Raw genomic sequence first — 24,565 nt, 5'->3', positions numbered from 1 at the left:
CATGGGCAAAACGTCATCCGTGACTTGGGTCACGCCTCCACCGCATGACCTTCGACACCCGCCCACGGGACGATTGCGGTCTAATGTCGATCGGTCCCGGCCTCGAGTCCGGGCCCTCGTCATTCCCAATACCCTGTCCGGAGCCACCCGTGACCTTCAACAAACCGCAAGTCCTGCTGCTGTCCCTCGCCATCGCCACCGCGGTCGCCGCCTGCTCCAAGCAGGACGCCGCCCCGGCCGCCGGCGCCGACAGCAAACCCGCCGACGCAAACGCCCTGACCCTCGACGAGAGCAAGCTGCCGCCGGTCAACCGCTTCCAGGCCTCCGACCTCGACACCAGCAAGAACGCCTGCGTCGACTTCGGCGGCTACGTCAACGGCACCTGGCTGGCCGCCAACGAGATCCCCGGCGACCGCACCAGCTGGGGCGCGTTCGAGATGCTGGCCGAGCGCTCCATCGCGGTCCAGCGCCAGCTCGCCGAGCAGGCCGCCGCCAACGACGGCGCCACCGGCGTGCAGGACATCGTCGGCGACTTCTGGGCGACCGGCATGGACGCCGAGCAGATCAACGCCCAGGGCATCAAGCCGATCCAGGGTCGTCTCGACGCCATCGCCGCGCTCGACAGCCAGGAGGCCGTGACCGACTACCTGCGCAGCAGCGCCGCCCGCGGCGAGAACTTCCTGTTCTCGTTCGGCGCCGATGCCGACTTCAAGAACTCCGACATGAACATCGCCTACGCCGGCCAGGGCGGCCTGGGCCTGCCGGACAAGTCGTACTACTTCGACGCCGACAAGAAGGACAAGCTGGAGGCCTACCAGGCGCACGTCGCCAAGGTGCTGGAGCTGTCGGGCGTCGACGCGGCCGCCGAGCAGGCCGAAGCCGTGGTCGCGTTCGAGACCCGTCTGGCCGAGGCCTCCAAGTCCAGCGAGGAGCTCTCGCGCGACGTCTCGCTGTACTACAACCCGGTGTCGCCGGCCGAGGCCGACGAGCTCACCCCGAACTTCTCCTGGACCCGCTTCTTCGAGTCGCAGGGCGTCGCCGCTCCGGAGATGTTCTCGCTGGCGATCCCGGCGTTCCACCAGGAAGTCAGCCAGATGCTGGCCGAGGTGCCGGTCGAGGACTGGCAGGCCTACCTGCGCTTCCACACCGTCGACGGTGCCTCGCCGTACCTGTCGGACGCCTTCGTGCAGGAGAACTTCAATTTCTACAACCAGGCCATGCGCGGCCAGAAGGAAATGAAGGACCGCGGCAAGCGCGTGCTCGACACCATCGGCAACGAGGTCGGCGAAGCGCTCGGCCAGATGTACGTCAAAGTCGCGTTCTCACCGCAGGCCAAGGAGCGCATGCAGACCCTGGTCAAGAACCTCGGCGACTCGCTCAAGGTCCACCTGGAAGGCCTGGAGTGGATGAGCGACGAGACCAAGAAGCAGGCGATGGAGAAGTGGGCCAGCTTCACCCCGAAGGTCGGCTACCCCGACAAGTGGCGTGACTGGAGCGGACTGGAGACCGGTCGCGACAGCTTCTTCGGCAACGTCATGGCCGCCAACGAGTTCAACTACAAGTGGAACCTCGGCAAGATCGGCGAGCCGGTCGACAAGACCGAATGGGGCATGAGCCCGCAGACGGTCAACGCCTACTACAACCCGCTGGCCAACGAGATCGTGTTCCCGGCCGCGATTCTGCAGCCGCCGTTCTTCGATCCCGAAGCCGGCGACGCGGTCAACTACGGCGGCATCGGCGCGGTGATCGGCCACGAGATGATCCACGGCTACGACGACCAGGGCAGCCGCTTCGACGCCGAGGGCAACTTCAAGAACTGGTGGACCGAGGCCGACGCCAAGGGCTTCTCCGGCCTGACCGACAAGCTGGTCGCGCAGTTCGACGCCTACGAGGCGATGCCCGGCGAGAACGTCAACGGCAGCCTGACCCTGGGCGAGAACATCGCCGACCTCGGCGGCCTCGCGATCGCCTATGACGCGATGAAGAAGGCCACCGAAGGCACCGAGGACCCGATGACCGGCGGGCTGACGCGTGACCAGCGCTTCTTCGCCAACTGGGCGACCGTGTGGCGTCGCAACTTCACCGACGACGAGCTGAAGGTGCGCCTGACCACCGACCCGCACGCCCCGGCCAACTTCCGCGCGATCGGTGCGCCGTCGAACATGCCGGCGTTCGCGGCGGCATTCGATTGCGAAGCCGGCCAGCCGATGGTGCGTGGCGAGGACCAGCAGGTGGTGATCTGGTAATCGCCAGCGCCGTGCAATACCGCTGACCAGAAGGCCCGGGGTTTCCCGGGCCTTCTCTATTGCAGCCTCAGCGCACGATCCGCGGTCGTGGCGGACCGCGCCTGCCGAACGGCGATTGCCCGCGCCAGTAGCGGATCAGCAACCAGCCGAACAGCATGCCGCCCAGGTGGGCGAAGTGGGCAACGCCCGGCTGCCAGCCGGTGAACCCCAGCAGCAACTCGATGACGCCGTAGACGATCACCAGCGTGCGCGCCTTCATCGGAATCGGAGGGATCAGCAGCATCACCCGCTGGTGCGGGAACAGCATGCCGTAGGCCAGCAGGAACCCGAACACGCCGCCGGAGGCGCCCACGGTGGGATACGCATCGCCGCCCTGCGCCATCGTCCATGCCCCTACCGCCAGCTGGCACGCCGCGGCGCCGAGCACGCACACCAGGAAATAGGTCAGGAACCGGCGCTCACCCCAGGTGTGCTCCAGCGGCGCGCCGAACATCAGCAACGCCAGCATGTTGAACAGCAGGTGGGCAAAGCTGCCATGCATGAACGCGTAGGTCAGCACCTGCCACGGCAGGAACTGGCTGATCGGCGAGAGGTTGCCTCCGCCCAGCGGCCACAGCATGAACGGCGCCAGCGCAACTTCGCTGAGCACCTGCTGCAGCAGGAAAACCAGTCCATTGGCGATCAGCAGGATCTTGGTGACACGCGGCAAGTTGGAAAACATCGCACCTCCATGCAAGTCGGCACATGGTACCGATTGCAGGTGAATCCGGCGTCCCGGCGCGCGGGATCCGCGCGCAAACGCGAACCCGTTGGCTTCAGCCGGGCGTGCCCCAGACCTGTTCATCCAGGGTCGGCGCGGCCCGGATCCCGCGGACCCGGCCACCCTCGACCCGCACGCCTTCCGTCCGCAGGCGCTGGACCTGTTCGGCGAACTGCGGCGAATCGGCCGGGAAGGCGATGCGACCATCCGAGCGCAGGACCCGGTGCCACGGCAGCCGCCGGTCGTCGTTGTGGCTCAACAGCCGCGCCACCATGCGCGCCCGTCCCGGCAATCCGGCGCGGCGCGCGACCTCGCCATAGCCGGCCACCTGTCCGCGCGGAATCGCGCGGATCGCGGCCAGGATGCGGTCGTGGGCGCCGGTCTGCATCGCGGTAGGATAGAGGCTCCGCAGCGGAGGCGCCCATGTACAGCTTCGAACAGATCCGTCAACAACTGGTCGGCGCCGGGTTCCGCGCCACGCTGCAGGACGAAGGCGTCATCTGCATCGAGCTGTCGCTCGAACAGGGCAGCCGGCACCAGTCGATCTTCCTGTCCGAACTGGAGGACGACGACGGCCGTCCGTACCTGCGGGCAAGCACCGCGGTCGCACCGACCACGGGGCTCGACGCGCGCCGCGCGCTGGTCTTCAACTGGCAGAGCCGGGTCGGCTACCTCGCGATCGGCGACCTCGACGGCGTGCCCTACCTGCAACTGTGCGAGAACCGGCCCTTCGAAGGCCTCGACGCGGCCGAGGTGCACCGCCTGGTGCTGGAGATCGGCGGCCTCGGCGACCGCATGGAACGGGCGATGTCGGCCGACGGCGACCTGCTGTAGTCCTGCAGGACTACACCCAGCCCATCGCCGCAAGCAACCGGAACAGACCGTAGGCGAGGCCGCCGGCCAGCGGGATGGTCAGGATCCACGCCCAGATCATCTTCTCGACCACGGTCCACTTGATCGCGTTGAAGCGCTTGGCCGTGCCCACGCCCATGATCGCCGACGAGATGTTGTGGGTGGTCGACACCGGGATGCCCAGCGAACTGGCGAGGGTGATCACCGACGCCGCGCTGGCTTCCGCCGCAAAGCCGTGGATCGGGTGCAGCTTGACCAGCTTGTGGCCCAGGGTCTTGATGATGCGCCAGCCGCCGGCGGCGGTACCGGCGGCCATCACCACCGCGCAGGTCAGCTTGATCCACAGGTCGATGTCGCCGTTGGCGAGCGCAGTGTCGGACGGAAGCAGGAACGCGAGGAAACCCGGCAGGTCGTCGAGCACGCCATTGCTCTGCGCGCTGACCAGCAGTAGCGCGATGATGCCCATGGTCTTCTGCGCATCGTTCATGCCGTGGGCGAAGCCCATGTAGCCGGCGCTGAGGATCTGCGTCTTGCCGAAGAAGCCGTTGACCCAGCGCGGCCGCGCCATCCGCGCGAGGAAACCGCCGCTGCGTGCCATCGCCGAGATGATCGCGAACAGCACGCCCATCAGCAGGAAACCGGCGGTGAAACCGAGTATCGGCGAGCTGACCATCGGCACGATCACCTTCCACAGCACGCCGGCGCTCTTGTACCAGGGGTCGGCCGGCTCGGACCAGATGATCGCGCCGAAATCGTTGCTGGCAGCGGCGAACGCGGCGCCGACCAGGCCGCCGATGAGCGCGTGCGAGGACGATGACGGCAGGCCAAGCCACCAGGTGATCAGGTTCCAGATCACCGCGCCGAGCAGCGCGCACAGGATCAGCTGCGCGCCGACATCGACCACGCCGGCATCGATCAATCCCGAGGCGATCGTCTTGGCCACCGCGGTGCCCCACAGCGCGCCGATCAGGTTGGTGCCGGCGGCCATCGCGATCGCCTGAGCCGGCGACAGCACCTTGGTGGCGACCACGGTGGCGATCGAGTTGGCGGTGTCGTGGAAGCCGTTGACGTACTCGAAGATCAGTGCGACCAGCACCACGATCAGGACCAGGGTGAGCATCCCGCGGCCCTCAGGAGTTCTTCAGGACGATTTCGTAGGTCACCACGCCGGCCTCGCGGCAGCGGTCGATGGCCTTCTCCAGTATTTCGAAGAACTCCTTGAGCAGGAACATCTGCAGCGGGTCGAGCTTGCCGGAATAGATGTCGCGGTACAGCTCCAGCATCAGCCGGTCGGCCTCGTTCTCGAGCGAGCGCAGCCGGTCGCTGAGCGCCTTCATCTGCTCCAGCTTCATCTTCGGCAGCAGCCGGACCATGTCGACGACCACCGCCGATGCCTCTTCCAGCATCGCCGCGCGCGGGGCGAAGTCGATGTGTTCCAGGTGCTGGGTCGCCAGCGAGTAGCGGTCGGCGAACTTCTCGACCTGCTTGGGGATCTTGTACAGCGCCGAACCCAGCGCCTCGATGTCCTCGCGCTCGATCGGGGTGATGAAGCTGTCGACCAGCGCCTGGCTGATCTTGTCGGAGGCATCGCGCTCGCGCTGGCGGGCCAGCTTGAAGGCGTCCAGCGCCGGTTGCCGCTCCGAACCCTTGAGCATCACGTGCAGGGCCTTGGTGCTGTCGTGCGCGGCGACCGCGGCGTCCTCGAGCAGCGTATAGAACTGGTGGCCTTGGCCGAACATGGTTTGCAGGGAGAACATCGGTTGTGACCTCGTCGTGCCGGGCGGACAGGCAGAAGGAGTGGAAGTGCGAATTTTGGGCGGTGGCTAAACCAACGGTGAATGCCACGGCGGCGGGGATTATGACGGTTTCGCGACGGTCGCGCTTCCGTCCGCCCTTCATCCGGGGCCTCGGGGGCGACCTGATACCATCCGTCGGCGCCCCGATGCGGCGGCGCAGTGCGACACCGAACGCCACGACGAACCGGCCAGCCAACCCCACCACATGGACGACGACCCCAAACCACCGCCTGCCGGTTCCTTCCCGGACCGGCGCCTGCATGGACTCCAGCCACCGGAACCGGATGCATGCTGGAAATCCTGATCGTCCTGGCGCTGATCGTCCTCAATGCCTTCTTCGCGATGTCGGAGATGGCCTTGATGACCTCGCGCAAGCTGCGCCTCAAGCAACTCGCCGAAGACCCCGCCCACCCCAGTCGCGCCGCGCGCAAGGCGCTGGCGCTGGCCGAGCATCCCGACAACCTGCTGTCGACGGTGCAGGTCGGCATCACCCTGATCGGCGTGCTGACCGGCCTGTTCGGCGGCGAGGCGATCGGCCTGGTCATCGCCGACTGGATCGACGGCGTGTGGCCGGCCGCGCGCGAGTACGCGCAGGGCATCGGCATCGGGACCGCGGTCGGCCTGATCACCGCCGCCCAGGTCATCTTCGGCGAGTTGATCCCGAAGCGATTGGCGCTGACCAACCCCGAGCGCATCGCCTGCGCGGTCGCGATACCACTGTCGGGGCTGGCGACCGCGGCCAAACCCGTGGTTTCCACCCTGGGCGCGATCAATCGCGCGGTGCTGCGCATGCTCGGGATCCGCAACGATGCCCGCAGCGCGATCAGCGAGGAGGAGATCCGGTTGCTGGTCAGCGAGAGCCACGAGCAGGGCGTGATCGACGCCGACGAACGCAAGATGATGAACCGCGTGCTCGGCCTCGGCGACCGCCTGACCGACAGCCTGATGACCCCGCGCACGCGGATCAGCTGGCTCGATGTCGACGCCACCCTGGACGAGAACCTGGCGACCATGCGCCACTCGCCGTTCTCGCGCTTCCCGGTGCTGCGGGGCAGCGACCAGGACGTGGTCGGCGTGGTCGAGGCCAAGTCGCTGCTAAGGGCGCTGGCGCCGGGCGTGGCGATCGACCTGTTCGGCAACATGCGCGAGGCGCTGTTCGTGTCGGAATCGACCCACGCGCTGAAGCTGCTGGAAATCTTCCGGGAAGAACAGCAGTCCCTGGCGCTGGTGGTCGACGAGTACGGCGACGTCACCGGCCTGGTCACGATCAACGATGTGATGGGCGCGGTGATCGGCCGGATCCAGGCCGGCATGAACCCCGCTTCCGAAAACTACGACGAGGGTTCCTCGCCGGTGGTCGAGCGCGCCGACGGCTCTTGGCTGATCGACGGTTCGCTGCATGTCGAGGATCTGCGCGAACTGGTCGGCAACGCGGTGCCGGGCGAGGATGAACACGATTTCCACACTGCTGCAGGCATGGTGATCAGCCACTTCGGCCGCATCCCCAACGTCGGCGAACACTTCTCATGGCCGGGATGGCGGATCGAGGTGGTCGACCTCGATGGCCCACGCATCGACAAGTTGCTGCTGCAGCGCGAACTCGTGCAGGACCCGGACAACGATGACACCAGCGGATAGACCCGAAGCCCTCCACGAAGCAGGTACCCGCGACCTGCTGGATGCCTTCACGGTTGGCCATCCCGACGACGTGGTCAAGCTCGGCGACGTGTTTGCCGGGCTTGGCAAGCGCTCGTTCGGCATGCTGCTGTTCGTCTCCACCCTGCCCGCCTTCATCCCGATCCCCGGTGTCGGCGGCGCGATCAGCGGGCCACTGGTGATCCTGATCGGCGCGCAGTTGCTGATCGGGTTGCGCAACCCATGGCTGCCAAAGTTCATCGCCCGGCACGGCCCGCATCGGCATTCGGTGAGCCGTTTCCGCGACCTGCTGTCGCCGTGGCTGGGGCGGCTGGAAAAGCTGGTTCGGCCGCGCGCGAGCGCGATGCTGGACCACCGCTTGGCCAGCGCGACGACCGGGTTGCTGCTGATCCTGCTCGGCCTGCTGCTGTCGCTGCCGATCCCGTTCACCAACTTCCTGTTCGGCGGCCTGTTGTTGCTTTTCGCGCTGGCCTTGCTGGAGCGCGACGGCTACCTGATGGTCGGCGCGTGGGCGGTCGGCGCGGTGGCGATCGCGGTGTTCGGGGTGCTGTCGGGACAACTGGCGGCGATGGCGGCAGGCTGGATCGACCTGTTGATCTGAGCCGCTCCTACGCGGGCATCGGTTCGGGCCGCAGCAGGTCCATGAATCCTTCGACCGGCAGCGGATGCCCCAGCCAGTAGCCCTGCGCCAGGTCGCACCCGCGATCGCGCAGGATGTCGTGCTGGCCTTCCTTCTCGACCCCCTCGGCGACCACCGTGATCCCCAGCGAATGCGCCATCGCGATGATCGCGGTGGTCAGCGCCAGATCGTCCGGGTCGCGCAGGATGTCGGCTACGAAGCTGCGGTCGATCTTGACCCCGTCCACCGGCACCCGGCGCAGGTGGCTGAGCCCGGAGAAGCCGGTGCCGAAGTCGTCCAGCCAGACCTTCACGCCGCTCGAGCGCAGTTGGTTGAGCAGCCGGCTGGCATGGGCCTCGTCGCCGATCACCGCGGTCTCGGTCAACTCGATGTGCAGTTGCCGCGCGGCCAGGCCGCTGTCACGCAGGCAGTCGGCCACCACCTGCGGCAGGTCGCCATTGCGCAACTGCCGCGCCGACACGTTGACCGACACGAACAACGGTTCGGCGCCCTCGCGCACCTGCCGCCAACGCACCGCGTCGTGGCAGGCGGCGCGCAACACCTGCGGGCCGAGGGTCTCGATCAGGCCGCTCTGCTCGGCGACGTCGATGAACACCGACGGCGCGATCATCCCGTGCTCCGGGTGCTGCCAGCGCAACAGCGTCTCCGCGCCCACCAATGCGCCATCGGACAACCGGTAGAACGGCTGGTAGACCAGGCTCAACTCGCCGCGGTCCCAGGCACCCCGAAGTTCCTGCTCCAAATGCATGCGGCGCTCGACCGCCTGGTCCATCGCCCGGCTGTAGAACCGGAAGCAGTTCTTGTCGGCGACCTTGGCCTGGTACATCGCGATGTCGCCGTTCTTCATCAACTCGGTCGCGCTGACCGCGTCTTCCGGGAACAGGGTTATGCCGATCGAGGTACCGAGGAATACCTCGCGGTCATGCACCAGCAGCGGCGCGCCGAGCTCTTCCACCAGCGTCTGGGCGAGCCGGGAAGCGACGCCGCGGATATCGCCGGTGACGGCATCCGCCTCCACCAGGATCACGAACTCGTCGCCGCCGAAGCGTGCCAATATGGCGTCGTCGCCACCGAGGCGTTCGACCGCGGCGCGGATGCGGTGTGCGAACTGCAGCAATACCCCGTCGCCGGCATCGTGGCCGAGGGTGTCGTTGATCCGCTTGAAATCGTCGATGTCGGCAAACAGCAGCGCCAGCTGGCGAGTGCCGCCACGCAGCAACAGCAGGCGCTCGTCGAGGGCGTCGCGGAACGCCAGCCGGTTGGCGAGCCCCGTCAACGCATCGGTGTACGCCATGCGGCGGATGTCCCGGTCGTGGCGGGCGACGCTCTCGCGCATGCGCCCGAACGCCCGCATCAAATCGCCCAACTCGTCGCGCCGCGCGCTAGTCGGCAACTGGGTATCGAAATGGCCGGCCTCGATCGCCCGGGCGGAGTCGGCCAGCTGGCGGATCGGTCGCACCAGCCGGCGCTGGACCAGCCACAGCACGCCACCGCCCAACACCAGCAAGCCGCCGGCGAGCAGGCCGACCCACAGCAGGTTGCGCCGCCCCAGTTCGGACAGGCGCGCGTTCAGGTCGGCCAACGCGGCCTCGCGGAATCCGTGCACCGCGGCCAGGTCGTAGCCCACCCGCACGCCGCCGATGCGTTCGCCGCCGACCAGGATCGGCGCCGACACGTCCATCGTCGACGCGTTCAACTGGGTATGCAGGGCCCGCGCGGTGATCGCCCCGCTGGCCATCGGATCATCCATCCGCTTGCCGTAACCGGACGCATCGTCGCTGCCGTCGTGCACGACGTTGCCCTGCGGATCGAACACGATGACGTAAAGGATCCCCGGCTGGCGCAGGGTGGCGCGGCCGAGTCCGCCGACCGCGTCGAGATCGAAATGGTGCAACGGGCTGGCCAGCGATTCGGCCAGCCGCGAAGCGGTGCCTTCGCCGCGCCGCCGCAGGCTTTCGCCGACCATGGTCTGCATCGCCTCGCCGCTGAGGTCCTCGACCGCGACCTGCATGCGGTGCTGGCGGTGCATCATCAGCGCCACCAGCAGCACCACCACGGCGAGGCCTGCGGCCATCAGCAGCAGGAACTGCGTCTGCAGGCCGGATCGCAGCTTCATCCGGCCATCCAGGCAGCCGCTGACAGGCGGTCGCGGCGCGGTCGCGGCAACGGCAGGCAGACGAGGCGGCGCAGACGTGAAATCAAGGCGAAACTCGAACCGGACGGCCCGTGGGACGGGGAATCGGGCAGCCTAATCCAAACCGGTTCGAGCCGATACTGCCATCCCCCTACCCGGGCGTATGCTGCAACCGCGGACGCTAGCGCCGGCCGGCCAGCATCGCCATGCGCTGGGCGTCGGACAGGATCCCGCGCAGCAGCCGGACCTCCCGTTCATCAAGGTCCGCGCGCAGGTACAGGCGCCGCAGCTTGCGCATCGCCGACTCCGGCGCCCGGCCCTTGTGGAAGTCGATCGCTTCCAGCGTTTCGCCCAATTGGGCAAACAGGCCTTCGAGCTGGGCGTGCGATGCCGGCGGGTCGCGCGGCTCGGCCGGCTCGACCGGCCCGGCCGCCGCCAGCAGGGCCAGCCGCAACTCGTAAGTCAGTACCTGCACCGCCGCCGCGAGGTTGAGCGAGCTGTAGTCGGGATTGGCCGGGATATGCACGGCGGCGTGGCACAACTGCAGTTCGTCGTTCTCCAGCCCGGTCCGTTCGCGGCCGAACACCAGCGCCACCTCCACGCCGCCCGCGGCTTCGGCGACCGCCCGCTCGGCGGCGGCGCGCGGTGCCAGCTCGTCCAGCGCGATCCGCCGGCTGCGCGCGGTGCAGCCGAGCACCAGCCGGCAATCGGCGACCGCCTCGGCCAAGGTCGCGAAGGTCGCCGCGCCATCGAGCAGGTCGTGGGCGCCGGCGGCCAGGGCGAACGATTCGGCATTCGGCGCCTTTTCCGGGGCCACCAGCACCAGCCGCGCCAGCCCCATGGTCTTCAGCGCGCGCGCCGCCGAGCCGATGTTGCCGGGGTGCTGGGTGCCGACGAGGACGATCCGCAGTCGGCCGGCGGTGGCCAAGGCGGTGGTTTCGGGGAAAACGCTGGTTGCGATGGACGCGGGCTCGGTACTCATGGGGCGCAATGGTAAACTCCGCGACCGGCCGCGACTCGATCGCGCGCACTCGATGCCTCCGCCGGACGCTCTTTTCCCCCGCCAGTCCATCCGCCGCTCCCGTCAGCTTAGCCAGCCGAGGCCGTTCGCCATGCAGAAACCCGCCGTCACCCTCATGACCAAGGCCGCCCGCGCCGCCGGCAACGTGCTGTTGCGGCACATGTACAAGCTCGACGCGCTGAACGTGGTCGAGAAGGACCGGATGGACTTCGCCAGCGAGGTCGACGAGCTGGCCGAGAAGGAAATCATCAAGGAATTCCGTCGCTCGACCCCGGACTACGCGATCCTCGGCGAGGAAGGCGGCGAGAAGAAGGCCAAGGCTGGCAGCCGCTTCACCTGGGTGATCGACCCGCTCGACGGCACCAGCAATTACCTGCGCGGGATCCCGCACTTCTGCGTGTCAATCGCCCTGGTCGAGGCCGGCGAGCCGGTCCACGGGGTGATCTTCGACCCGCTGCGCAACGAGCTGTTCACCGCCAGCCGCGGCAGCGGCGCGACCCTCAACGACAAGCGCATCCGCGTGGCCGACCGCAAGGACCTGGCCGGGGCGATGGTGCTGACCGGCTTCCCGCCGCGCGAGCGTTCGCGCGCCAGCGCCCAGCTGAAATGCGTCGACACCCTGCTGACCGAGATTGAGGACATCCGCCGCACCGGCTCGGCCGCGCTCGACTTGGCCTATGTCGCCGCCGGTCGCGCCGATGCGTATTTCGAGGCCGGGGTGAAGCCGTGGGACATCGCCGCCGGGGCGCTGATGGTGCGTGAGGCCGGTGGCAAGGTTTCCGACTTCAAGGGCCGCACCACCGGCCCGATGGACGCGCGTGGCGTGGCCGGGCGGCCACTGCTGGCCGGCAACATCAAGGTCGCCGAACTGCTGCAGCAGCGCATCGTCAATACCGGTTACGCCGCCGCGTTCGACTGAACCGGCACCGGCGCTGTCATCGCGCCCCCGAAAAGCTGAATAGATCGATAGCGACCGCATTCGCGGTCGTCGGAACCCGCGTCCCCACGACGAGGAGCCCGACATGCGATCTCCGCAGCTATCACTCCCGGAACGCGGCCTGCAGTTGCTGGCCTCGGTACGGCCCGGCGAAGGCCGCAGCATCGGCCTGATGCTGCTGCAGGTGTTCCTGCTGCTGCTCGCCTACTACCTGATCCGGCCGGTGCGCGAGGCGCTGATCCTGGTCGATGGCACCCCGGAAGTGCGCAGTTACGCGGTCGGCGCGGTCGCGGTGACGCTGATCTTCCTGATCCCGCTGTACCAGCTGTTGTTCGACCGTCTCGACGGCCAAGGCGGCAAGTCGGCGCTGATGCGATGGGTGATGGCGTTCTTCGTCTCCAACCTGCTGCTGTTCAGCGCACTGGGCGCGCTCGGGGTGCCGATCGGGGTGCCGTTCTTCGTCTGGGTCGGGGTGTTCAGCGTGATGCTGGTGGCACAGTTCTGGGCGTTCGCCACCGACCTGTTCAACCTGCACGCGGGCAAGCGCCTGTTCGGATTGATCGCGGTCGGCAGCGCGCTGGGCGCGTGGACCGGCAGCCAGCTGTCGGGGCAACTGTTCGCCTCGATCGGTCCCTACCGCCTGATGCTGGTGTCGGCGTTGCTGCTGGGCTGCGTGGCATGGCTCGGCAGGCACGTCGAAGCCAGCGTGCCGGAGCATTCGCGGGGCGACGGCGCGGATGTCGAAGAGTCCGAGCCGCAACCGGCACCGCGTCCCGGGCAGTTCCTCGGCGGCTTCAACGTGGTGCTGCGCAGCCGCTACCTGCTGCTGATCGCCGCGTTCGTCACCGTGATCAATTGGGTCAACTCGACCGGTGGCTACATCCTGTCGACCTTCGTCGACCGCCGTGCCGGCCAGCTCGTCGCCGCCGACCCGACGCTCGACCCGGGCGCGGTGATCGGGCAGTTCTACAGCGACTATTTCGGCTGGATCAGCCTGCTGCAGCTACTGCTGCAGATGTTCGTGGTCTCGCGGATCCTGCGTTGCCTCGGCGTGCGCACGGCGCTGCTGATGTTGCCGCTGGTGATGGTCGCCAACTACGCGATGATCGCCTGGATGCCGCTGTTCGCGCTGGTGCGGGTGACGATGATCGCCGAGAGCAGTTTCAACTACTCCGTCCACGGCACCAGCTGTCACTCGCTGTTCCTGCCGCTGAGCCGGCGCGAGAAGTACATCGGCCAGACCACCATCGACACGTTCTTCTGGCGCTTCGGCGACCTGTTGCATGCGCTGATGATCCTCGCCGCCACCCGTTGGCTGGCGCTGGGCATCAGCCAGATCCTGCTGGTCAACCTGGCGTTGGCGATGGTGGCGTTCGCCATCGCGGTGCTGATCGGCCGCCGCCACGAGCGCAATGAGGCGGCCAGCGAACACCTGCCGGCGCAGCCGGTGGCCGCGACGGCGCGGATGCCGATCGAGATCAGCGCATCCGGCGCAACTTCGCCGCCCGCTGCACCAGTGCCCGGCGCTGTACCCGGTTGAGATATGGCGCCAGCGGCTCCAGGCTCTCGGCGGTTATCGCCGCCAGCGCGTCTGCCATCGGTGGCGTCACCACGATCTGCTTGTCCCGCAGCTCCGGAGGCGGCTCGTCGTTGGCCCCGAAGCTGCGGCCGTGGTCGATCAGCCACACCTGCCAGTCGCGATCGTACAGGATGTTGCCGGTATTGCGATCGACGTTGTTGATCAACATGTCGAACACGTTCACCAGCGCGTGCTGGGCATGGAACCCGCAATCACTGCCGTAGCCCAACTTCTTCTGCGCGCGGTCGGTTTCGTTGACCGCGTCCTCGACCCAGTACTGCAGCACGCCGCGCTGGCCATCGACCGTGCGCTGCACGGTAACCGGCACCATCTGCAGGCCGAGGATACGGTCGACCCGGTAGGCGGCGACCTCGTACAGGTAGCGGTCGGCCCGGTCGTAGCGCTGGTCCCACTGCCGGCGTTCGACGTCGGGATCGGTATCGAGGGTCTTGAACACCGCGCGCATGCGTTGACCGTTGCGCTCCAGGGTCAGGCGGCGCGGATGAGTGACCCCAAGCTCGAGTTTCTCATCCAATGTCACCTCGGCGGTGCGCAGGAACTCCTCGATCTGCGCATCGCTCATGCCATAGGGACGCTGCCATTCGCGATTGGATTCGACACGAATGGCAGCCGCCTCGCCCTCGCCTGCATACCACGCAGTGTCCCGGTCGTCCTCGATCACCAGCGCCGACGGCCGGCCCCGATAGGCCTGCGCGTTCATGCCGGTGTCGATCCGCATCACCTGTCCATCCATGCGGCTGGCGACCCGGTGGTCGAGGGTCGGGGTGTGCCCGATCACCACGCGTCGGCCGTGCAAACCATCCAGCACCGAAGCCAGTACCGGCGTCTCCAGGTACGGATGGCATTGCGCCGTGCCGCGATACCACACCGGCCCCTCCGGTATGAACGCCAGGCCCCTGATCGCCTGCACGATGGCCGCGGCCGGCGCCTGCGTGGGCGGCGGCGGGCCGTCCCCGGTCGACGGCGCGGCCGCGAGCGTCTTGGCGACCGCGAGGATACGGTCGAAGTCGTCGCCCGGTCGCAGCGCGCCCATCGCCATCAGCGCGTGCCAGCTTTCGGCGAACGCGCGCGTATCGCGGATCGCATCGCGGTTGACTTGCTCCAGCGTCATCCCGGCCATCTGCGCCGACAGGCCACCGTGGACGAACACGTCGTCGTTGATGACGATCATCACCGGTCGCTGCAACAGCCAGCGCCCGAGCCGGCCGTCGGGGGCCAGCGCCTGCAGTCGTGGCATGAAGCCCGGCGGCAGTGCCGGCGGCGCCGACGCAGGTGCTGCGATTGCGGTTGTGGCCGGCGGCGCCACCGCAACGGCATTCTCGTCCGCCGGCGCCGCCCGCTCGAAACTGGCGAATCCGCCGGGCGTGACGTAACGCAGGTCGCCGGTCAACGACATGATCTCGTGGTTGCCCAGCAGCACGTGCACGGCGCCGCCCGCGGATTCCGCCTCCTCCTGCAGCCGCATCAGCAGCTCGACCACCTCGACCGGCCGGTCGCCGCGATCCAGGAAATCGCCGGTGGTCACAAGGTGGGTCGCGCCGCCGTTCCAGTGCAACTCGCCATCGACCAGGCCGGTACCCTGCAGCACGTCGACCAGCTCGGGATAGGCGCCGTGCACGTCGCCGATCGCGACCACGCGTTCGACATCGTCGAAACGGTAGTCCTGCGCCAGGCCCGGTGAAGCAGACAACAGCAACGCCAGGCACAGCACCGCGATGCGTCCGGCAAATGCCGCCGCCCGGGGCAGGAAGGTGAACGCGCGCATGGCTGTCGCCTCGGCAAAACCTACCGGGTAAAACGGAAAAAGGCCGCGCGAGGCGGCCTTTTCCGGGACATGCGTGCCGCTGGCTCAGGGGCGACGCGCCAGCGCGGCTTCGTCCTTGGCCTTCGGCAGCAGGTCCTGCTTGCTGACGCCCAGCCACAGCAGCAGCGGGCAGGCGATGAACATGGTCGACACGGTGCCGACCACGATGCCGACGATCTGCGCCTCGGCCATGCCTTCCAGCGAACCGCCGCCGTAGATGTACAGCGCGACCACGGTCAGCAGGGCCACAAACGAGGTGATCACGGTGCGCGACAGGGTCTGGTTGATCGACTTGTTGAGGATCGTCTTCGGGTCGGCGCGCATCGAGCGGAAGTTCTCGCGGACGCGGTCGAACACCACGATGGTGTCGTTGATCGAGTAACCCATCACCGACAGCACGCCGGCCAGCACGGTCAGGTCGAACTCGCGCCCGGTCAGGGCGAACCAGCCGGAAACGACGATGATGTCGTTCATGGTGGTGATCACCGCGGCGATCGCGAACTTCTTCTCGAACCGGAACGAGATGTAGATCAGGAACCCGACGATCACGAAGATGAAGGCCCAGATGCCGTTGATCGCCAGGTCCTTGCCGACCTGCGGGCCGACGAAGGCGCTCTTGACCACCGTGCCCCGGTTGTCCGGCGTGGACGCGGCGCGATTGACGTCGGCGGCGACCGAACTGCTGGCGCCAGCCTTGTCGGCGACGCCGGAATCGACCTGCATCTTGATCAACAGGTCGTTGCCCGAGCCGAAGGTCTGCACCTGCGCATTCTCGTAGCCGGCCGCGTCCAGGCGCTCACGCACGCCGTCGACGTCGACCGGCTGTTCGAACCGCAGTTCGGTCAGGGTGCCGCCGGTGAAATCGAGGGCAAAGTTGAAGCCCTTGAAGATCATGGCGCCGAAGGCCGTCACCAGCATCGCAATGACCACCGCGAATGCCAGCTTGCGCAGGCGCATGAAGTCGAAGTTGCTGTCGAGCGGAAACACGTTGAGTTGCTTCATGACTGTGCTCCGGTCAGATCGCGAGGGACTTGAGCTTGCGACGGCCGCCGTAGATCAGCGTCGCAATGCCGCGCGATACCGAGACCGCGGTGTACATCGAGGTCAGGATGCCGAGGATCAACGTCACCGCGAAGCCCTTGACCGGCCCGGTGCCGAACGCGAACAGCGCGATGCCAGCGAGGATCGCGGTCAGGTTGGCGTCGATGATCGTGCCCGACGCGTGCTGGTAGCCCGAGACGATCGCGGTCTTCGGTGGCAATCCGGCGCGCAACTCCTCGCGTATGCGTTCGTTGATCAGCACGTTGGCGTCGACCGACATGCCGACCGTCAGCGCGATGCCAGCCAGGCCCGGCAGGGTCAGGGTGGCGCCGTAGAACGACATCACCGCGACCAGCATCAGCAGGTTGAGCAGCAATGCCAGGCAGGTGATCAGGCCGAACATGCGGTAGTAGACGAGGAAGAACACCAGCGCGAACGCGAACGAGTACAGCACCGCCCGCAGACCGCGCTGGACGTTCTCGGCGCCGAGGCTGGGACCGATCACGCGTTCCTCGATGAAGTCCATCGGCGCCGCCAGCGAGCCGGAGCGCAGCTGCAGAGCCAGGTCGGCGGCGAACTGCGCGCTCTCAAGGCCGGTGGTCTGGAATTCCTTGCCGAACACGCCGTTGATGGTGGCGACGTTTATCACCTCTTCCTTGATCCGGGTGCTGCGCACTTCCTTGCCGTCGACGATGCGGACCTCGGGGATGCGCTCGATATAGACCGCCGCCATCGGGTCGCCGACGTGTTCGCTGGTGTAATCGAACATGCGTTGGCCACCGGCGCTATTGAGCCGCACCGACACCGCCGGGCTGCCCGTTTGCGAATCGAACATCGAGGTCGCGCCGACCAGCTGGTCGCCGGTGGCGATCACCCGCTTGTTGAGCAGGATCGGGATCGGCTTGCCGTCGGGGCCCAGCTCGCTGCGGTAGTAGACCTTGGCCTGCGGCGGGACGTTGCCGGTGGTGACGGCGTCGTAGGCATTGCCCTCGACCACGCCGCGGTATTCCAGGGTCGCGGTGGCGCCGATCACGCGCTTGGCCTCGGCGGTGTCCTGCACGCCCGGCAGTTGCACCACGATGCGGTCGTCGCCCTGCCGCTGGATGATCGGTTCGGACACGCCGAGCGCGTTGATGCGGTTGCGCAGGGTGCCGAGGTTCTGCTCGATCGCGTCGCGCGACATCCGCGCCAGTTCGGCATCCAGCAACTGCACGCGGATGCTGCCGCCGTCGACGTCCTGCTGCAGGGTCGGCTGGTTCTTCGAGATCAGCGCCGCCGCTTTCTCGGCATCGTCAGGGTCGGCCAGGGCCACGGTGATCGCGTTGTCGGCGCCGCGGGTGACCGACTCGTAGCGCACCCGGTTGTCACGCAACAGCACCCGAAGGTCTTCGACGATCGCGGTCAGCTGCTTGTCGAGCGCGGCCGCCTGGTCGACCTGCATCAGGAAGTGCACGCCGCCCTGCAGGTCCAGGCCCATCAGCATCGGCTGCGCGCCGAGGCTTTCGAGCCAGTCCGGCACGGTCGAGGCGAGGTTGAGCGCGATCACGTAGTCGTTGCCCAGCATCGGCTTGAGCGCGTCGACCGCCTTGACCTGGGCGTCGGTACTGGTCAGCCGCACCAGCGCGTTGTCGCCTTCGACCTCGGCCGACTTGACCGTCACCCCGGCCTCCGCCAGTGCCGCCTCGACCCGGCCGATCAGCGCCGCGTCGACCACCGAGCCACGGTTGGCGGTGATCTGCACCGAGGGGTCCTTCTGGTAGATGTTCGGCAACGCATACAGCGCGCTCAACACCAGCACAATCGCCAGGACGACGTATTTCCAACGCTCGTAGATCAGCATGCAAAGCCCCTGCGGCGACGCCCCGGCCGCCGTGTCAAAAACGGGTGGAGGCGGCTCAGGCCGACTTCAAGGTGCCCTTGGGCAGGACGTTGGCGATCGCGCCCTTCTGCACGCGGATGCGCACGTTGTCGGCGACCTCGATGGTGATGAAGTTGTCGCCCAGGTCGGTGACCACGCCGGCCACGCCGCCGTTGGTCAGGACTTCGTCGCCCTTGGCCAGCTTCTCCAGCATCGCCTTGTGCTCCTTGGCGCGCTTCATCTGCGGGCGGATCATCAGGAAATACATCACGCCGATCAGCAGGATCGGGAACAGCAGGCCCGTCAGGCCACCGCCGAACAGGCCACCCTGGGCGCCCTGTGCGGCGGCCTGGGCATGGGCGGGGGCGATCACGAAATCGAGCAGGTTCATGTTGGTATCCGGGAAGAAGACGGAAAATAAGCCCGCGATTATGCCACGGCCGGACTTGGGGCCCCGCCGGGCCTTCATTGGCGTCGCGCGGCGTAAAAAGACTCGCGGAAGGCGGTGAAGGTTCCCTGCTCGATCGCCGCGCGCATGTCGGCCATCAACCGCTGGTAGTGACGGAGGTTGTGCAGGGTACCGAGCATCGGCCCGAGCATCTCGTTGCAGCGGTCGAGGTGGCGCAGGTAGCTGCGGCTGAAGCCATTGGCGCAGGCATGGCAGTCGCAGCCTTCCTCGATCGGCCGCAGGTCGTGCTCGTACTTCGAGTTGCGGATGCGGACCACGCCCTCGCGGGTGAAGAAATGACCGTTGCGGGCGTTGCGGGTCGGCATCACGCAATCGAACATGTCGACGCCGCGGGCGACCGCCTCGACCAGGTCCTCCGGTCGCCCTACGCCCATCAGGTAGCGCGGGCGGTCTTCGGGCAGCTGCGGCGCGGTGTGATCGAGCATCGCGTTGCGCTCGGCCTCGGTCTCGCCCACCGCGAGGCCGCCGATCGCATAGCCGTCGAAGCCGATCTGCTTCAGCCCCTCCGCCGATTGCGTGCGCAGGTCGCGGTACACGCCGCCCTGGACGATGCCGAACAGCGCCGCGTCATTGCCCTCGTGCGCGCGCCTGGAGCGCTCCGCCCAGCGCAGCGAGAGCAGCATCGAGCGCTCCACCACGTCCACCCCGACCGGCTTGCCGTCGAGGTGTACGGGCGGGCACTCGTCGAAGATCATCACGATGTCCGAGCCGAGCACCTTCTGGATGTGCATGCTCTCCTCGGGACCGAGGAACACCTTGCTGCCGTCGGTCGGCGCGGCGAAGGTCACGCCGGCCTCGGTGATCTTGCGCTTGTGCGCCAGCGAGAACACCTGGAAACCGCCGGAGTCGGTCAGAATGGGCTTGTCCCACCCCATGAAGCCGTGCAGGCCGCCGTGCGCCTCGATCACCTCCAGCCCCGGCCGCAGGTACAGATGGAAGGTGTTGCCGAGGATGATCTGCGCGCCGAGCGCCTCGATCGCGTCCGGGAACGCGCCCTTGACCGAGCCGTAGGTGCCAACCGGCATGAACGCCGGGGTCTCGATGCTGCCGCGCGGGAAGCTGATGCGGCCGCGGCGGGCGGCGCCGTCCGTGCCGAGCAGTTCGAACGACATCCGGCTCATGCGCCGGCCTCCGGGAACAGCAACATCGCGTCGCCGTAGGAGAAGAACCGGTACTTCTCGCGGATCGCGTGCCGGTAGGCGGCGAAGATCCGGTCCTTGCCGGCGAACGCGGACACCATCATCAACAGGGTGCTCTCGGGCAGGTGGAAGTTGGTGACCATCGCGTCGACCGAGCGGATCCGGTAGCCGGGCAGGATGAACAGTCGGCTTTCGCCGGCGAACGGCTGCAACTGGCCATCGCCGTCCTCGCCTTGGCGCAATGCCGTCTCCAGCGCGCGCACCACGGTGGTGCCGACCGCAATTACCCGCCCGCCGGCAGCGCGGGTCCGACGGATCTTCTCGACCAGTTCGGCGCCGACGTTGAGCCACTCGCTGTGCATCACGTGCTCGGACAGGTCGTCGACCCGGACCGGCTGGAAGGTGCCGGCGCCGACATGCAGGGTGACGTGGCCGAACTGGACGCCGCGCGCCTGCAGCGCGTCGAGCAGCGGCTGGTCGAAATGCAGGCCGGCGGTCGGCGCGGCGACCGCGCCGGTCTCACGGGCGAACACGGTCTGGTAGCGCTCGGCGTCGTCGCGGCCGGGCTCGCGCTGGATATACGGCGGCAACGGCAGCCGTCCGGCGTGCAACAGCCATTGCTCCAGGCCTTCGGGAACGTGGAAACGCAGGTGGTAGAACTCGCCGTCGCGTCCCAGAACCTCGGTTTCGCCGCCGGCATCCAGCGCGATCCGCGCACCGGCCTTCGGCGATTTGCTGACGCCCAGTTGCGCGCGCGCGTCCATCCCGCCGAGCAGGCGCTCGATCAGGATCTCGACCCGGCCGCCGGTGGCCTTCTGCCCGAACAGCCGCGCCGGGATCACCCGGGTGTCGTTGAACACCAGCAGGTCGCCGGGCTCGAGCAGGTCGGGCAGATCGCGGAACACCCGGTCCTCGAAGCCGCGGCCGAAGGCCTCGCCCTGCGCCGGCGGCACCAGCAGCAAGCGGCTCGACGAGCGCTCGGCCAACGGCGCCTGCGCGATCAGTGCGGGCGGCAACTCATAGTGGAAATCGGACTTCTTCAAGCGTCGGTTCTTCGCGATCAATGACTTGGAAAATGGACAGGCCGACCCCGGCAAGCAGGTTGGGCCAGCCCATGACCGCCCGCGCGGCGGCGGCACAGTGTAAGCGGCGGCGGGGGTTATCGCCGCCGGGGCGGCGTGATAGAATCACGCAACTAATTGAATCGAAAAGAAAAACGCGTTTCGTCGATGCGTTTTGCCGACCCACCGGAGGATCCATATCCATGTCCAGCACCAACGACAACGCCATCGTCGCCAAGCTCGCGCCGCTGCGCGCCCACGCCGGCGCGCGCCGCACCGTCGGCCTCGATGACGCCACCCTCGCCGGGTTCGCCGGCGACGCGGAGCTGGTCGAGGCGGTCGAGGCCGCGGTCGCCGAGCACGGCCGTATCAAGAGCGAGTTCGCAGAGCTGCTCGACCTCGACGAAGCCGCCCAGGCCGAGACCATCCAGGCCGGTTTCATCAACTTCTACCAGGACGACGCGGTCAACCCGTACGTCGCCCTCGCCGCCCGCGGTCCGTGGATCGTGACCCTCAAGGGCGCGGTGCTGCACGATTCCGGCGGCTACGGCATGCTCGGCTTCGGCCACGCGCCGGCCAAGGTGATCGAGGCGATGGCCAAGCCGCAGGCGATGGCCAACATCATGACCCCGAGCCTCTCGCAGTTCCGCTTCAACACCCTGCTGCGCGAGGCGATCGGCATCGACCGCGAGTGCCCGTACAGCAAGTTCATGTGCCTCAACTCGGGCTCCGAGTCGGTCACTCTTGCCGCGCGCATCGCCGATGCCAACGCCAAGGCGATGACCGACGCGGGCGGCAAGCATGCCGGCCGCGCGATCAAGCGCGTCGTGGTCAAGGGCGGCTTCCATGGCCGCACCGACCGTCCGGCGCTGTACTCGGATTCGACCCGTTCGACCTACCTCAAGTACCTGGCCAGCTACCGCGGCGAGGACAGCGTGATCGCGATCCAGCCCTACGACATCGACGCGCTCCAGCAGGTGTTCGCCGATGCCGACGCCCAGGGCTGGTTCATCGAGGCGATGTTCCTGGAGCCGGTGATGGGCGAAGGCGACCCGGGCCGCAGCGTGCCGGTCGACTTCTACAACGCCGCGCGCGCGCTGACCAAGGCTCATGGTTCGCTGCTGCTGGTCGACTCGATCCAGGCCGGCCTGCGCGCCAACGGCGTGCTGTCGATCATCGACTACCCCGGCTTCGAGAACGTCGAGGCACCGGACATGGAGACCTACTCCAAGGCGCTCAACGCCGGCCAGTACCCGCTGTCCGTGCTCGCGGTCGGCGAGCGCGCCGGCTCGATCTACAAGAAGGGCCTGTACGGCAACACCATGACCACCAACCCGCGCGCGCTCGACACCGCCTGCGCGGTGCTGGAGCAGGTCACCCCGGCGCTGCGCGAGAACATCCGCGCCCGTGGCGCCGAGGCGGTCGAGAAGCTGGAGAAGCTCAAGGCCGAGCTTGGCGGGATGATCACCAAGGTCCAGGGCACCGGCCTGCTGTTCTCCTGCGAGCTGTCGGACGAGTTCAAGTGCTACGGCGCCGGCTCGACCGAGGAGTGGCTGCGCGAACACGGCATCGGCGTGATCCACGGCGGCACCAACTCGCTGCGTTTCACCCCGACCTTTACCATGACCAGCGCCGAGGTCGACCTGCTGATCGGCATGGTCGGTCGGGCGCTGAAGGAAGGTCCGCGCAAGCAGCAGGCTGCTGCGGCGTAAGTCGTCGCGCGGTCGCGGACACGAAAGGCCGGGCAACCCGGCCTTTTTCGTATCGGTCGACCCACGCTCGAGACTTGTAGGAGCGGCTTTAGTCGCGATCGGAAATCGTTCGCCCGCACCGGTTCTGGATCGCGGCTAAAGCCGCTCCTACAGGATCGACGCGCGGGGTAGCTTAGCCGCGGCGGCGGCGCTTGGCGGCCACGATGACCGCCACCAGTGCTATGCCGCCAAGCAGCCACGCCCACCATCGAGAATCTCCTTCCGACGGCGCCTGCACAGTCTCCGCCGCCCGCATCGCCGGATCGGCGCCGACGTCGGGTACAGCGCGCGCTTGCGACGCCAACTGCCAGCGACCGTCACGCAACTCGACCTTGCCCTGCAGCGGCGGCAGGGTCAGTTCCCGCCAGCTGATCCGCAGGTCGCCGACCTGCGGATCAAGCGGATTCTGCGAGCTGATCAGGCCATCGCCCTCGGGCTGGAAAGTCGCCGCGAGATTGCCCGGCAGCCGCGAGAACCCGGGGCGAAAATCCCGCCACTGGCCGAGCGATTTCAGCACCATCTTGTCCAGCGGCTTGCCGTCCAGGGTCGCGCTGGAGGACCACCAGCGACGGCTGTCGAGCGGCAGTTCCGGAGGGTTGCGATGCCCCTCGGCGAACCCGGACGAGTCGATCCATGCGGCCTTCCAGACCCGCTCGTAACGATCCTCGCCGACCCTTCGCCATTGGTACATCTCGACCCGCCTGTCCAGGCCGAACTGATCGGTGCCGACCCCGAAGTCGCGATCGCGCAACTCCGCGCCCGGCTCCGGAATCCCTTGCGGAACCGGCGTTGCCGGTTTGTCCCGGGCAAAGGCGGCGCCGCTGGCCAGCAGCAGCACCGCCAGGCCGAGCCGCCAGTTCATGCCGCCAGCGCCCTCGCCTGCAGTTCGGCCACCTCATGGGTGGTGGCGTAGCGGCCGCGTTCGTCACGGCTCACCTGCGCCAGCGCGCAGCCGGGATCATGGGTGAAGAACAGGTGGACGTTGCGCTCGAGCTTGTCGGCAAGGAACGCCTTCTTCTCGTCGATCAGCAACTCGGCGTTGCGGTCGTAACCCATCGTGATCGGCACGTGCACCCACGGCCGGCCGGGAATCAGGTCGGCGCAGAACACCACGCCGCCATGCGGCTGGCCATCGACGGTCTCCGGGCCGACGATTTCCGACAGCATCAACCCCGGCGTATGGCCGTCGCTGTAATGGAAGCGCACGGCATTTCCCAGAGTCCTGGAGTGCGCGCCATCGACCAGCTCCAGCCGACCGGTGGCCTCGAGTAGGCCCGGCAATTCGGGGATGAAGCTGGCGCGGTCGCGCGGATGCGGCGCGATCGCGCGCTGCCAGTGTTCGCGCCCGACCACGTAGCTCGCGTTCGGGAACACCAGTCGCGGCGGCTCGCCTTCCGAATACGGCGCGAGCAGGCCGCCGGCGTGGTCGAAGTGCAGGTGCGACAACACCACGACGTCGATGTCGTCGGGCCTGAAGCCGGCGCTGGCCAGCGATTCGAGCAGCACGTGGCGATCCTCCACCACGCCATAGCGTTCGCGCAGTTTCGGCTCGAAGAACGCGCCGATGCCGGCTTCGAACAGGACCGTCTTGCCTGCCAGCGGGCTGGCCAGCAGCGCGCGGCAGGCCAGTTCGATCCGGTTGTGTTCGTCCGGCGCCGACCAGTTGGCCCACATCGCCCGCGGCGCGTTGCCGAACATGGCGCCGCCGTCGAGCTTCTGACTGTTGCCCAGCAGTGACCAGAGTTTCATCGTCGGCTCCAACGTACTCGCAGTCGTGGCTGCGTTATCGCCATGATCGAC

At 67.7% G+C, this 24,565-nt stretch carries 22 protein-coding genes; 7 read left to right on the top strand and 15 right to left on the bottom strand.

The features are described from left to right. Nucleotides 1–44: 44 nt before the first annotated feature. Nucleotides 45–2,246: a M13 family metallopeptidase gene (locus SNE34_RS00725; RefSeq protein WP_425604419.1), complete on the top strand. Its 2,202-nt coding sequence runs from the start codon at nt 45–47 to the stop codon at nt 2,244–2,246. Nucleotides 2,247–2,313: 67 nt separating this feature from the next. Here SNE34_RS00725 and SNE34_RS00720 read toward each other — a convergent pair whose 3' ends face one another. Then, the gene (locus SNE34_RS00720) at nt 2,314–2,967 is read right to left on the bottom strand and encodes a rhomboid family intramembrane serine protease (protein ID WP_332613751.1); all 654 of its coding nucleotides are present in this window, start codon (nt 2,965–2,967) and stop codon (nt 2,314–2,316) included. 94 nt (nt 2,968–3,061) lie between these two features. Continuing rightward, a complete protein-coding gene (locus tag SNE34_RS00715) occupies nt 3,062–3,394 on the bottom strand; it encodes an MGMT family protein (protein WP_332613749.1) in 333 nt (110 codons plus the stop codon). 35 nt (nt 3,395–3,429) lie between these two features. On the opposite strand from SNE34_RS00715, the gene SNE34_RS00710 reads away from it, so the two are divergent. Further along, on the top strand, nt 3,430–3,840 hold the full coding sequence (locus tag SNE34_RS00710) for a hypothetical protein (protein ID WP_332613748.1): 411 nt from the start codon (nt 3,430–3,432) through the stop codon (nt 3,838–3,840). A gap of 10 nt (nt 3,841–3,850) precedes the next feature. On the opposite strand, the gene SNE34_RS00705 is transcribed toward SNE34_RS00710, so the two are convergent. Together SNE34_RS00705 and SNE34_RS00700 are read right to left on the bottom strand one after the other, a co-directional pair. Next, nucleotides 3,851–4,978 carry an inorganic phosphate transporter gene (locus SNE34_RS00705; RefSeq protein ID WP_332613746.1) on the bottom strand — a complete coding sequence of 376 codons (1,128 nt, stop codon included), beginning with the start codon at nt 4,976–4,978 and terminating at the stop codon, nt 3,851–3,853. Nucleotides 4,979–4,988: 10 nt separating this feature from the next. Continuing rightward, nucleotides 4,989–5,615 (bottom strand): DUF47 domain-containing protein, encoded by a 627-nt coding sequence (locus tag SNE34_RS00700; protein ID WP_332613744.1) that lies wholly within the window; start codon nt 5,613–5,615, stop codon nt 4,989–4,991. A gap of 327 nt (nt 5,616–5,942) precedes the next feature. On the opposite strand from SNE34_RS00700, the gene SNE34_RS00695 reads away from it, so the two are divergent. Both SNE34_RS00695 and SNE34_RS00690 read left to right on the top strand, forming a co-directional pair. Continuing rightward, nucleotides 5,943–7,292: a hemolysin family protein gene (locus tag SNE34_RS00695; RefSeq protein WP_332613742.1), complete on the top strand. Its 1,350-nt coding sequence runs from the start codon at nt 5,943–5,945 to the stop codon at nt 7,290–7,292. Beyond that, nucleotides 7,276–7,911 carry an exopolysaccharide biosynthesis protein gene (locus SNE34_RS00690; protein ID WP_332613740.1) on the top strand — a complete coding sequence of 212 codons (636 nt, stop codon included), beginning with the start codon at nt 7,276–7,278 and terminating at the stop codon, nt 7,909–7,911. Before SNE34_RS00695 ends, SNE34_RS00690 begins: the two co-directional genes overlap by 17 nt. A 7-nt stretch (nt 7,912–7,918) precedes the next feature. Here SNE34_RS00690 and SNE34_RS00685 read toward each other — a convergent pair whose 3' ends face one another. Together SNE34_RS00685 and SNE34_RS00680 are read right to left on the bottom strand one after the other, a co-directional pair. Next, entirely contained in the window at nt 7,919–10,066 is a 2,148-nt protein-coding gene (locus SNE34_RS00685; protein WP_332613738.1) for a putative bifunctional diguanylate cyclase/phosphodiesterase, read from the bottom strand. Nucleotides 10,067–10,265: 199 nt separating this feature from the next. Further along, a complete protein-coding gene (locus SNE34_RS00680) occupies nt 10,266–11,012 on the bottom strand; it encodes an RNA methyltransferase (RefSeq protein WP_332614588.1) in 747 nt (248 codons plus the stop codon). A 184-nt stretch (nt 11,013–11,196) separates the two neighbouring features. On the opposite strand from SNE34_RS00680, the gene SNE34_RS00675 reads away from it, so the two are divergent. Next, nucleotides 11,197–12,024: an inositol monophosphatase family protein gene (locus SNE34_RS00675; RefSeq protein ID WP_332613736.1), complete on the top strand. Its 828-nt coding sequence runs from the start codon at nt 11,197–11,199 to the stop codon at nt 12,022–12,024. 103 nt (nt 12,025–12,127) lie between these two features. Beyond that, nucleotides 12,128–13,582, top strand: coding sequence for an NTP/NDP exchange transporter (locus SNE34_RS00670; protein WP_332613733.1), 1,455 nt, complete (start codon nt 12,128–12,130; stop codon nt 13,580–13,582). Here the strand turns inward: SNE34_RS00670 and SNE34_RS00665 are convergent. The 7 genes from SNE34_RS00665 to SNE34_RS00635 all read right to left on the bottom strand — a co-directional run bounded on the left by SNE34_RS00665 (nt 13,521) and on the right by SNE34_RS00635 (nt 21,243). After that, on the bottom strand, nt 13,521–15,407 hold the full coding sequence (locus SNE34_RS00665) for a metallophosphoesterase (RefSeq protein WP_332613731.1): 1,887 nt from the start codon (nt 15,405–15,407) through the stop codon (nt 13,521–13,523). The genes SNE34_RS00670 and SNE34_RS00665 overlap by 62 nt on opposite strands. 84 nt (nt 15,408–15,491) lie before the next feature. Continuing rightward, entirely contained in the window at nt 15,492–16,448 is a 957-nt protein-coding gene (secF, locus tag SNE34_RS00660) for a protein translocase subunit SecF (protein ID WP_332613729.1), read from the bottom strand. Between the two features lie 13 nt (nt 16,449–16,461). Then, nucleotides 16,462–18,327: a protein translocase subunit SecD gene (gene secD / locus SNE34_RS00655; protein WP_332613727.1), complete on the bottom strand. Its 1,866-nt coding sequence runs from the start codon at nt 18,325–18,327 to the stop codon at nt 16,462–16,464. A 55-nt stretch (nt 18,328–18,382) separates the two neighbouring features. Continuing rightward, nucleotides 18,383–18,736, bottom strand: coding sequence for a preprotein translocase subunit YajC (gene yajC / locus SNE34_RS00650; RefSeq protein WP_332613724.1), 354 nt, complete (start codon nt 18,734–18,736; stop codon nt 18,383–18,385). Between the two features lie 74 nt (nt 18,737–18,810). Continuing rightward, nucleotides 18,811–19,935, bottom strand: coding sequence for a tRNA guanosine(34) transglycosylase Tgt (tgt, locus tag SNE34_RS00645; RefSeq protein WP_332613721.1), 1,125 nt, complete (start codon nt 19,933–19,935; stop codon nt 18,811–18,813). Further along, nucleotides 19,932–20,996 carry a tRNA preQ1(34) S-adenosylmethionine ribosyltransferase-isomerase QueA gene (queA, locus tag SNE34_RS00640; RefSeq protein WP_332613719.1) on the bottom strand — a complete coding sequence of 355 codons (1,065 nt, stop codon included), beginning with the start codon at nt 20,994–20,996 and terminating at the stop codon, nt 19,932–19,934. Before queA ends, tgt begins: the two co-directional genes overlap by 4 nt. Continuing rightward, nucleotides 20,971–21,243, bottom strand: a complete 273-nt coding sequence (locus SNE34_RS00635; RefSeq protein ID WP_332613717.1) for a hypothetical protein — start codon at nt 21,241–21,243, stop codon at nt 20,971–20,973. The genes queA and SNE34_RS00635 overlap by 26 nt, the downstream gene beginning before the upstream one ends. Here SNE34_RS00635 and SNE34_RS00630 point away from each other — a divergent pair. Then, nucleotides 21,218–22,726, top strand: a complete 1,509-nt coding sequence (locus SNE34_RS00630) for an aminotransferase class III-fold pyridoxal phosphate-dependent enzyme (RefSeq protein ID WP_332613716.1) — start codon at nt 21,218–21,220, stop codon at nt 22,724–22,726. The genes SNE34_RS00635 and SNE34_RS00630 overlap by 26 nt on opposite strands. Nucleotides 22,727–22,898: 172 nt before the next feature. On the opposite strand, the gene SNE34_RS00625 is transcribed toward SNE34_RS00630, so the two are convergent. Together SNE34_RS00625 and SNE34_RS00620 are read right to left on the bottom strand one after the other, a co-directional pair. After that, complete coding sequence (locus SNE34_RS00625) at nt 22,899–23,603, bottom strand: TMEM43 family protein (RefSeq protein WP_332613714.1); 705 nt, start codon at nt 23,601–23,603, stop codon at nt 22,899–22,901. Between the two features lie 20 nt (nt 23,604–23,623). Then, entirely contained in the window at nt 23,624–24,514 is an 891-nt protein-coding gene (locus SNE34_RS00620; RefSeq protein ID WP_332613713.1) for an MBL fold metallo-hydrolase, read from the bottom strand. Between the last annotated feature and the right edge of the window lie 51 nt (nt 24,515–24,565).

This window comes from Novilysobacter erysipheiresistens, from assembly GCF_036663935.1.
GTDB classification, from domain to species: domain Bacteria; phylum Pseudomonadota; class Gammaproteobacteria; order Xanthomonadales; family Xanthomonadaceae; genus Novilysobacter; species Novilysobacter erysipheiresistens.
Note: the sequence above shows the minus strand (reverse complement) of the source record. Positions and strands in the feature narration are given on the sequence as shown.

Excerpts from the sequence above, each read along its gene's own strand:
- SNE34_RS00725 (WP_425604419.1), top strand. The coding sequence starts at position 45 with ATGACCTTCGACACCCGCCCACGGGACGATTGCGGTCTAATGTCGATC.
- SNE34_RS00720 (WP_332613751.1), bottom strand. The coding sequence starts at position 2,967 with ATGTTTTCCAACTTGCCGCGTGTCACCAAGATCCTGCTGATCGCCAAT.
- SNE34_RS00715 (WP_332613749.1), bottom strand. The coding sequence starts at position 3,394 with ATGCAGACCGGCGCCCACGACCGCATCCTGGCCGCGATCCGCGCGATT.
- SNE34_RS00710 (WP_332613748.1), top strand. The coding sequence starts at position 3,430 with ATGTACAGCTTCGAACAGATCCGTCAACAACTGGTCGGCGCCGGGTTC.
- SNE34_RS00705 (WP_332613746.1), bottom strand. The coding sequence starts at position 4,978 with ATGCTCACCCTGGTCCTGATCGTGGTGCTGGTCGCACTGATCTTCGAG.
- SNE34_RS00700 (WP_332613744.1), bottom strand. The coding sequence starts at position 5,615 with ATGTTCTCCCTGCAAACCATGTTCGGCCAAGGCCACCAGTTCTATACG.
- SNE34_RS00695 (WP_332613742.1), top strand. The coding sequence starts at position 5,943 with ATGCTGGAAATCCTGATCGTCCTGGCGCTGATCGTCCTCAATGCCTTC.
- SNE34_RS00690 (WP_332613740.1), top strand. The coding sequence starts at position 7,276 with ATGACACCAGCGGATAGACCCGAAGCCCTCCACGAAGCAGGTACCCGC.
- SNE34_RS00685 (WP_332613738.1), bottom strand. The coding sequence starts at position 10,066 with ATGAAGCTGCGATCCGGCCTGCAGACGCAGTTCCTGCTGCTGATGGCC.
- SNE34_RS00675 (WP_332613736.1), top strand. The coding sequence starts at position 11,197 with ATGCAGAAACCCGCCGTCACCCTCATGACCAAGGCCGCCCGCGCCGCC.
- SNE34_RS00670 (WP_332613733.1), top strand. The coding sequence starts at position 12,128 with ATGCGATCTCCGCAGCTATCACTCCCGGAACGCGGCCTGCAGTTGCTG.
- SNE34_RS00665 (WP_332613731.1), bottom strand. The coding sequence starts at position 15,407 with ATGCGCGCGTTCACCTTCCTGCCCCGGGCGGCGGCATTTGCCGGACGC.
- secF (WP_332613729.1), bottom strand. The coding sequence starts at position 16,448 with ATGAAGCAACTCAACGTGTTTCCGCTCGACAGCAACTTCGACTTCATG.
- secD (WP_332613727.1), bottom strand. The coding sequence starts at position 18,327 with ATGCTGATCTACGAGCGTTGGAAATACGTCGTCCTGGCGATTGTGCTG.
- yajC (WP_332613724.1), bottom strand. The coding sequence starts at position 18,736 with ATGAACCTGCTCGATTTCGTGATCGCCCCCGCCCATGCCCAGGCCGCC.
- tgt (WP_332613721.1), bottom strand. The coding sequence starts at position 19,935 with ATGAGCCGGATGTCGTTCGAACTGCTCGGCACGGACGGCGCCGCCCGC.
- SNE34_RS00630 (WP_332613716.1), top strand. The coding sequence starts at position 21,218 with ATGTCCAGCACCAACGACAACGCCATCGTCGCCAAGCTCGCGCCGCTG.
- SNE34_RS00635 (WP_332613717.1), bottom strand. The coding sequence starts at position 21,243 with ATGGCGTTGTCGTTGGTGCTGGACATGGATATGGATCCTCCGGTGGGT.
- SNE34_RS00620 (WP_332613713.1), bottom strand. The coding sequence starts at position 24,514 with ATGAAACTCTGGTCACTGCTGGGCAACAGTCAGAAGCTCGACGGCGGC.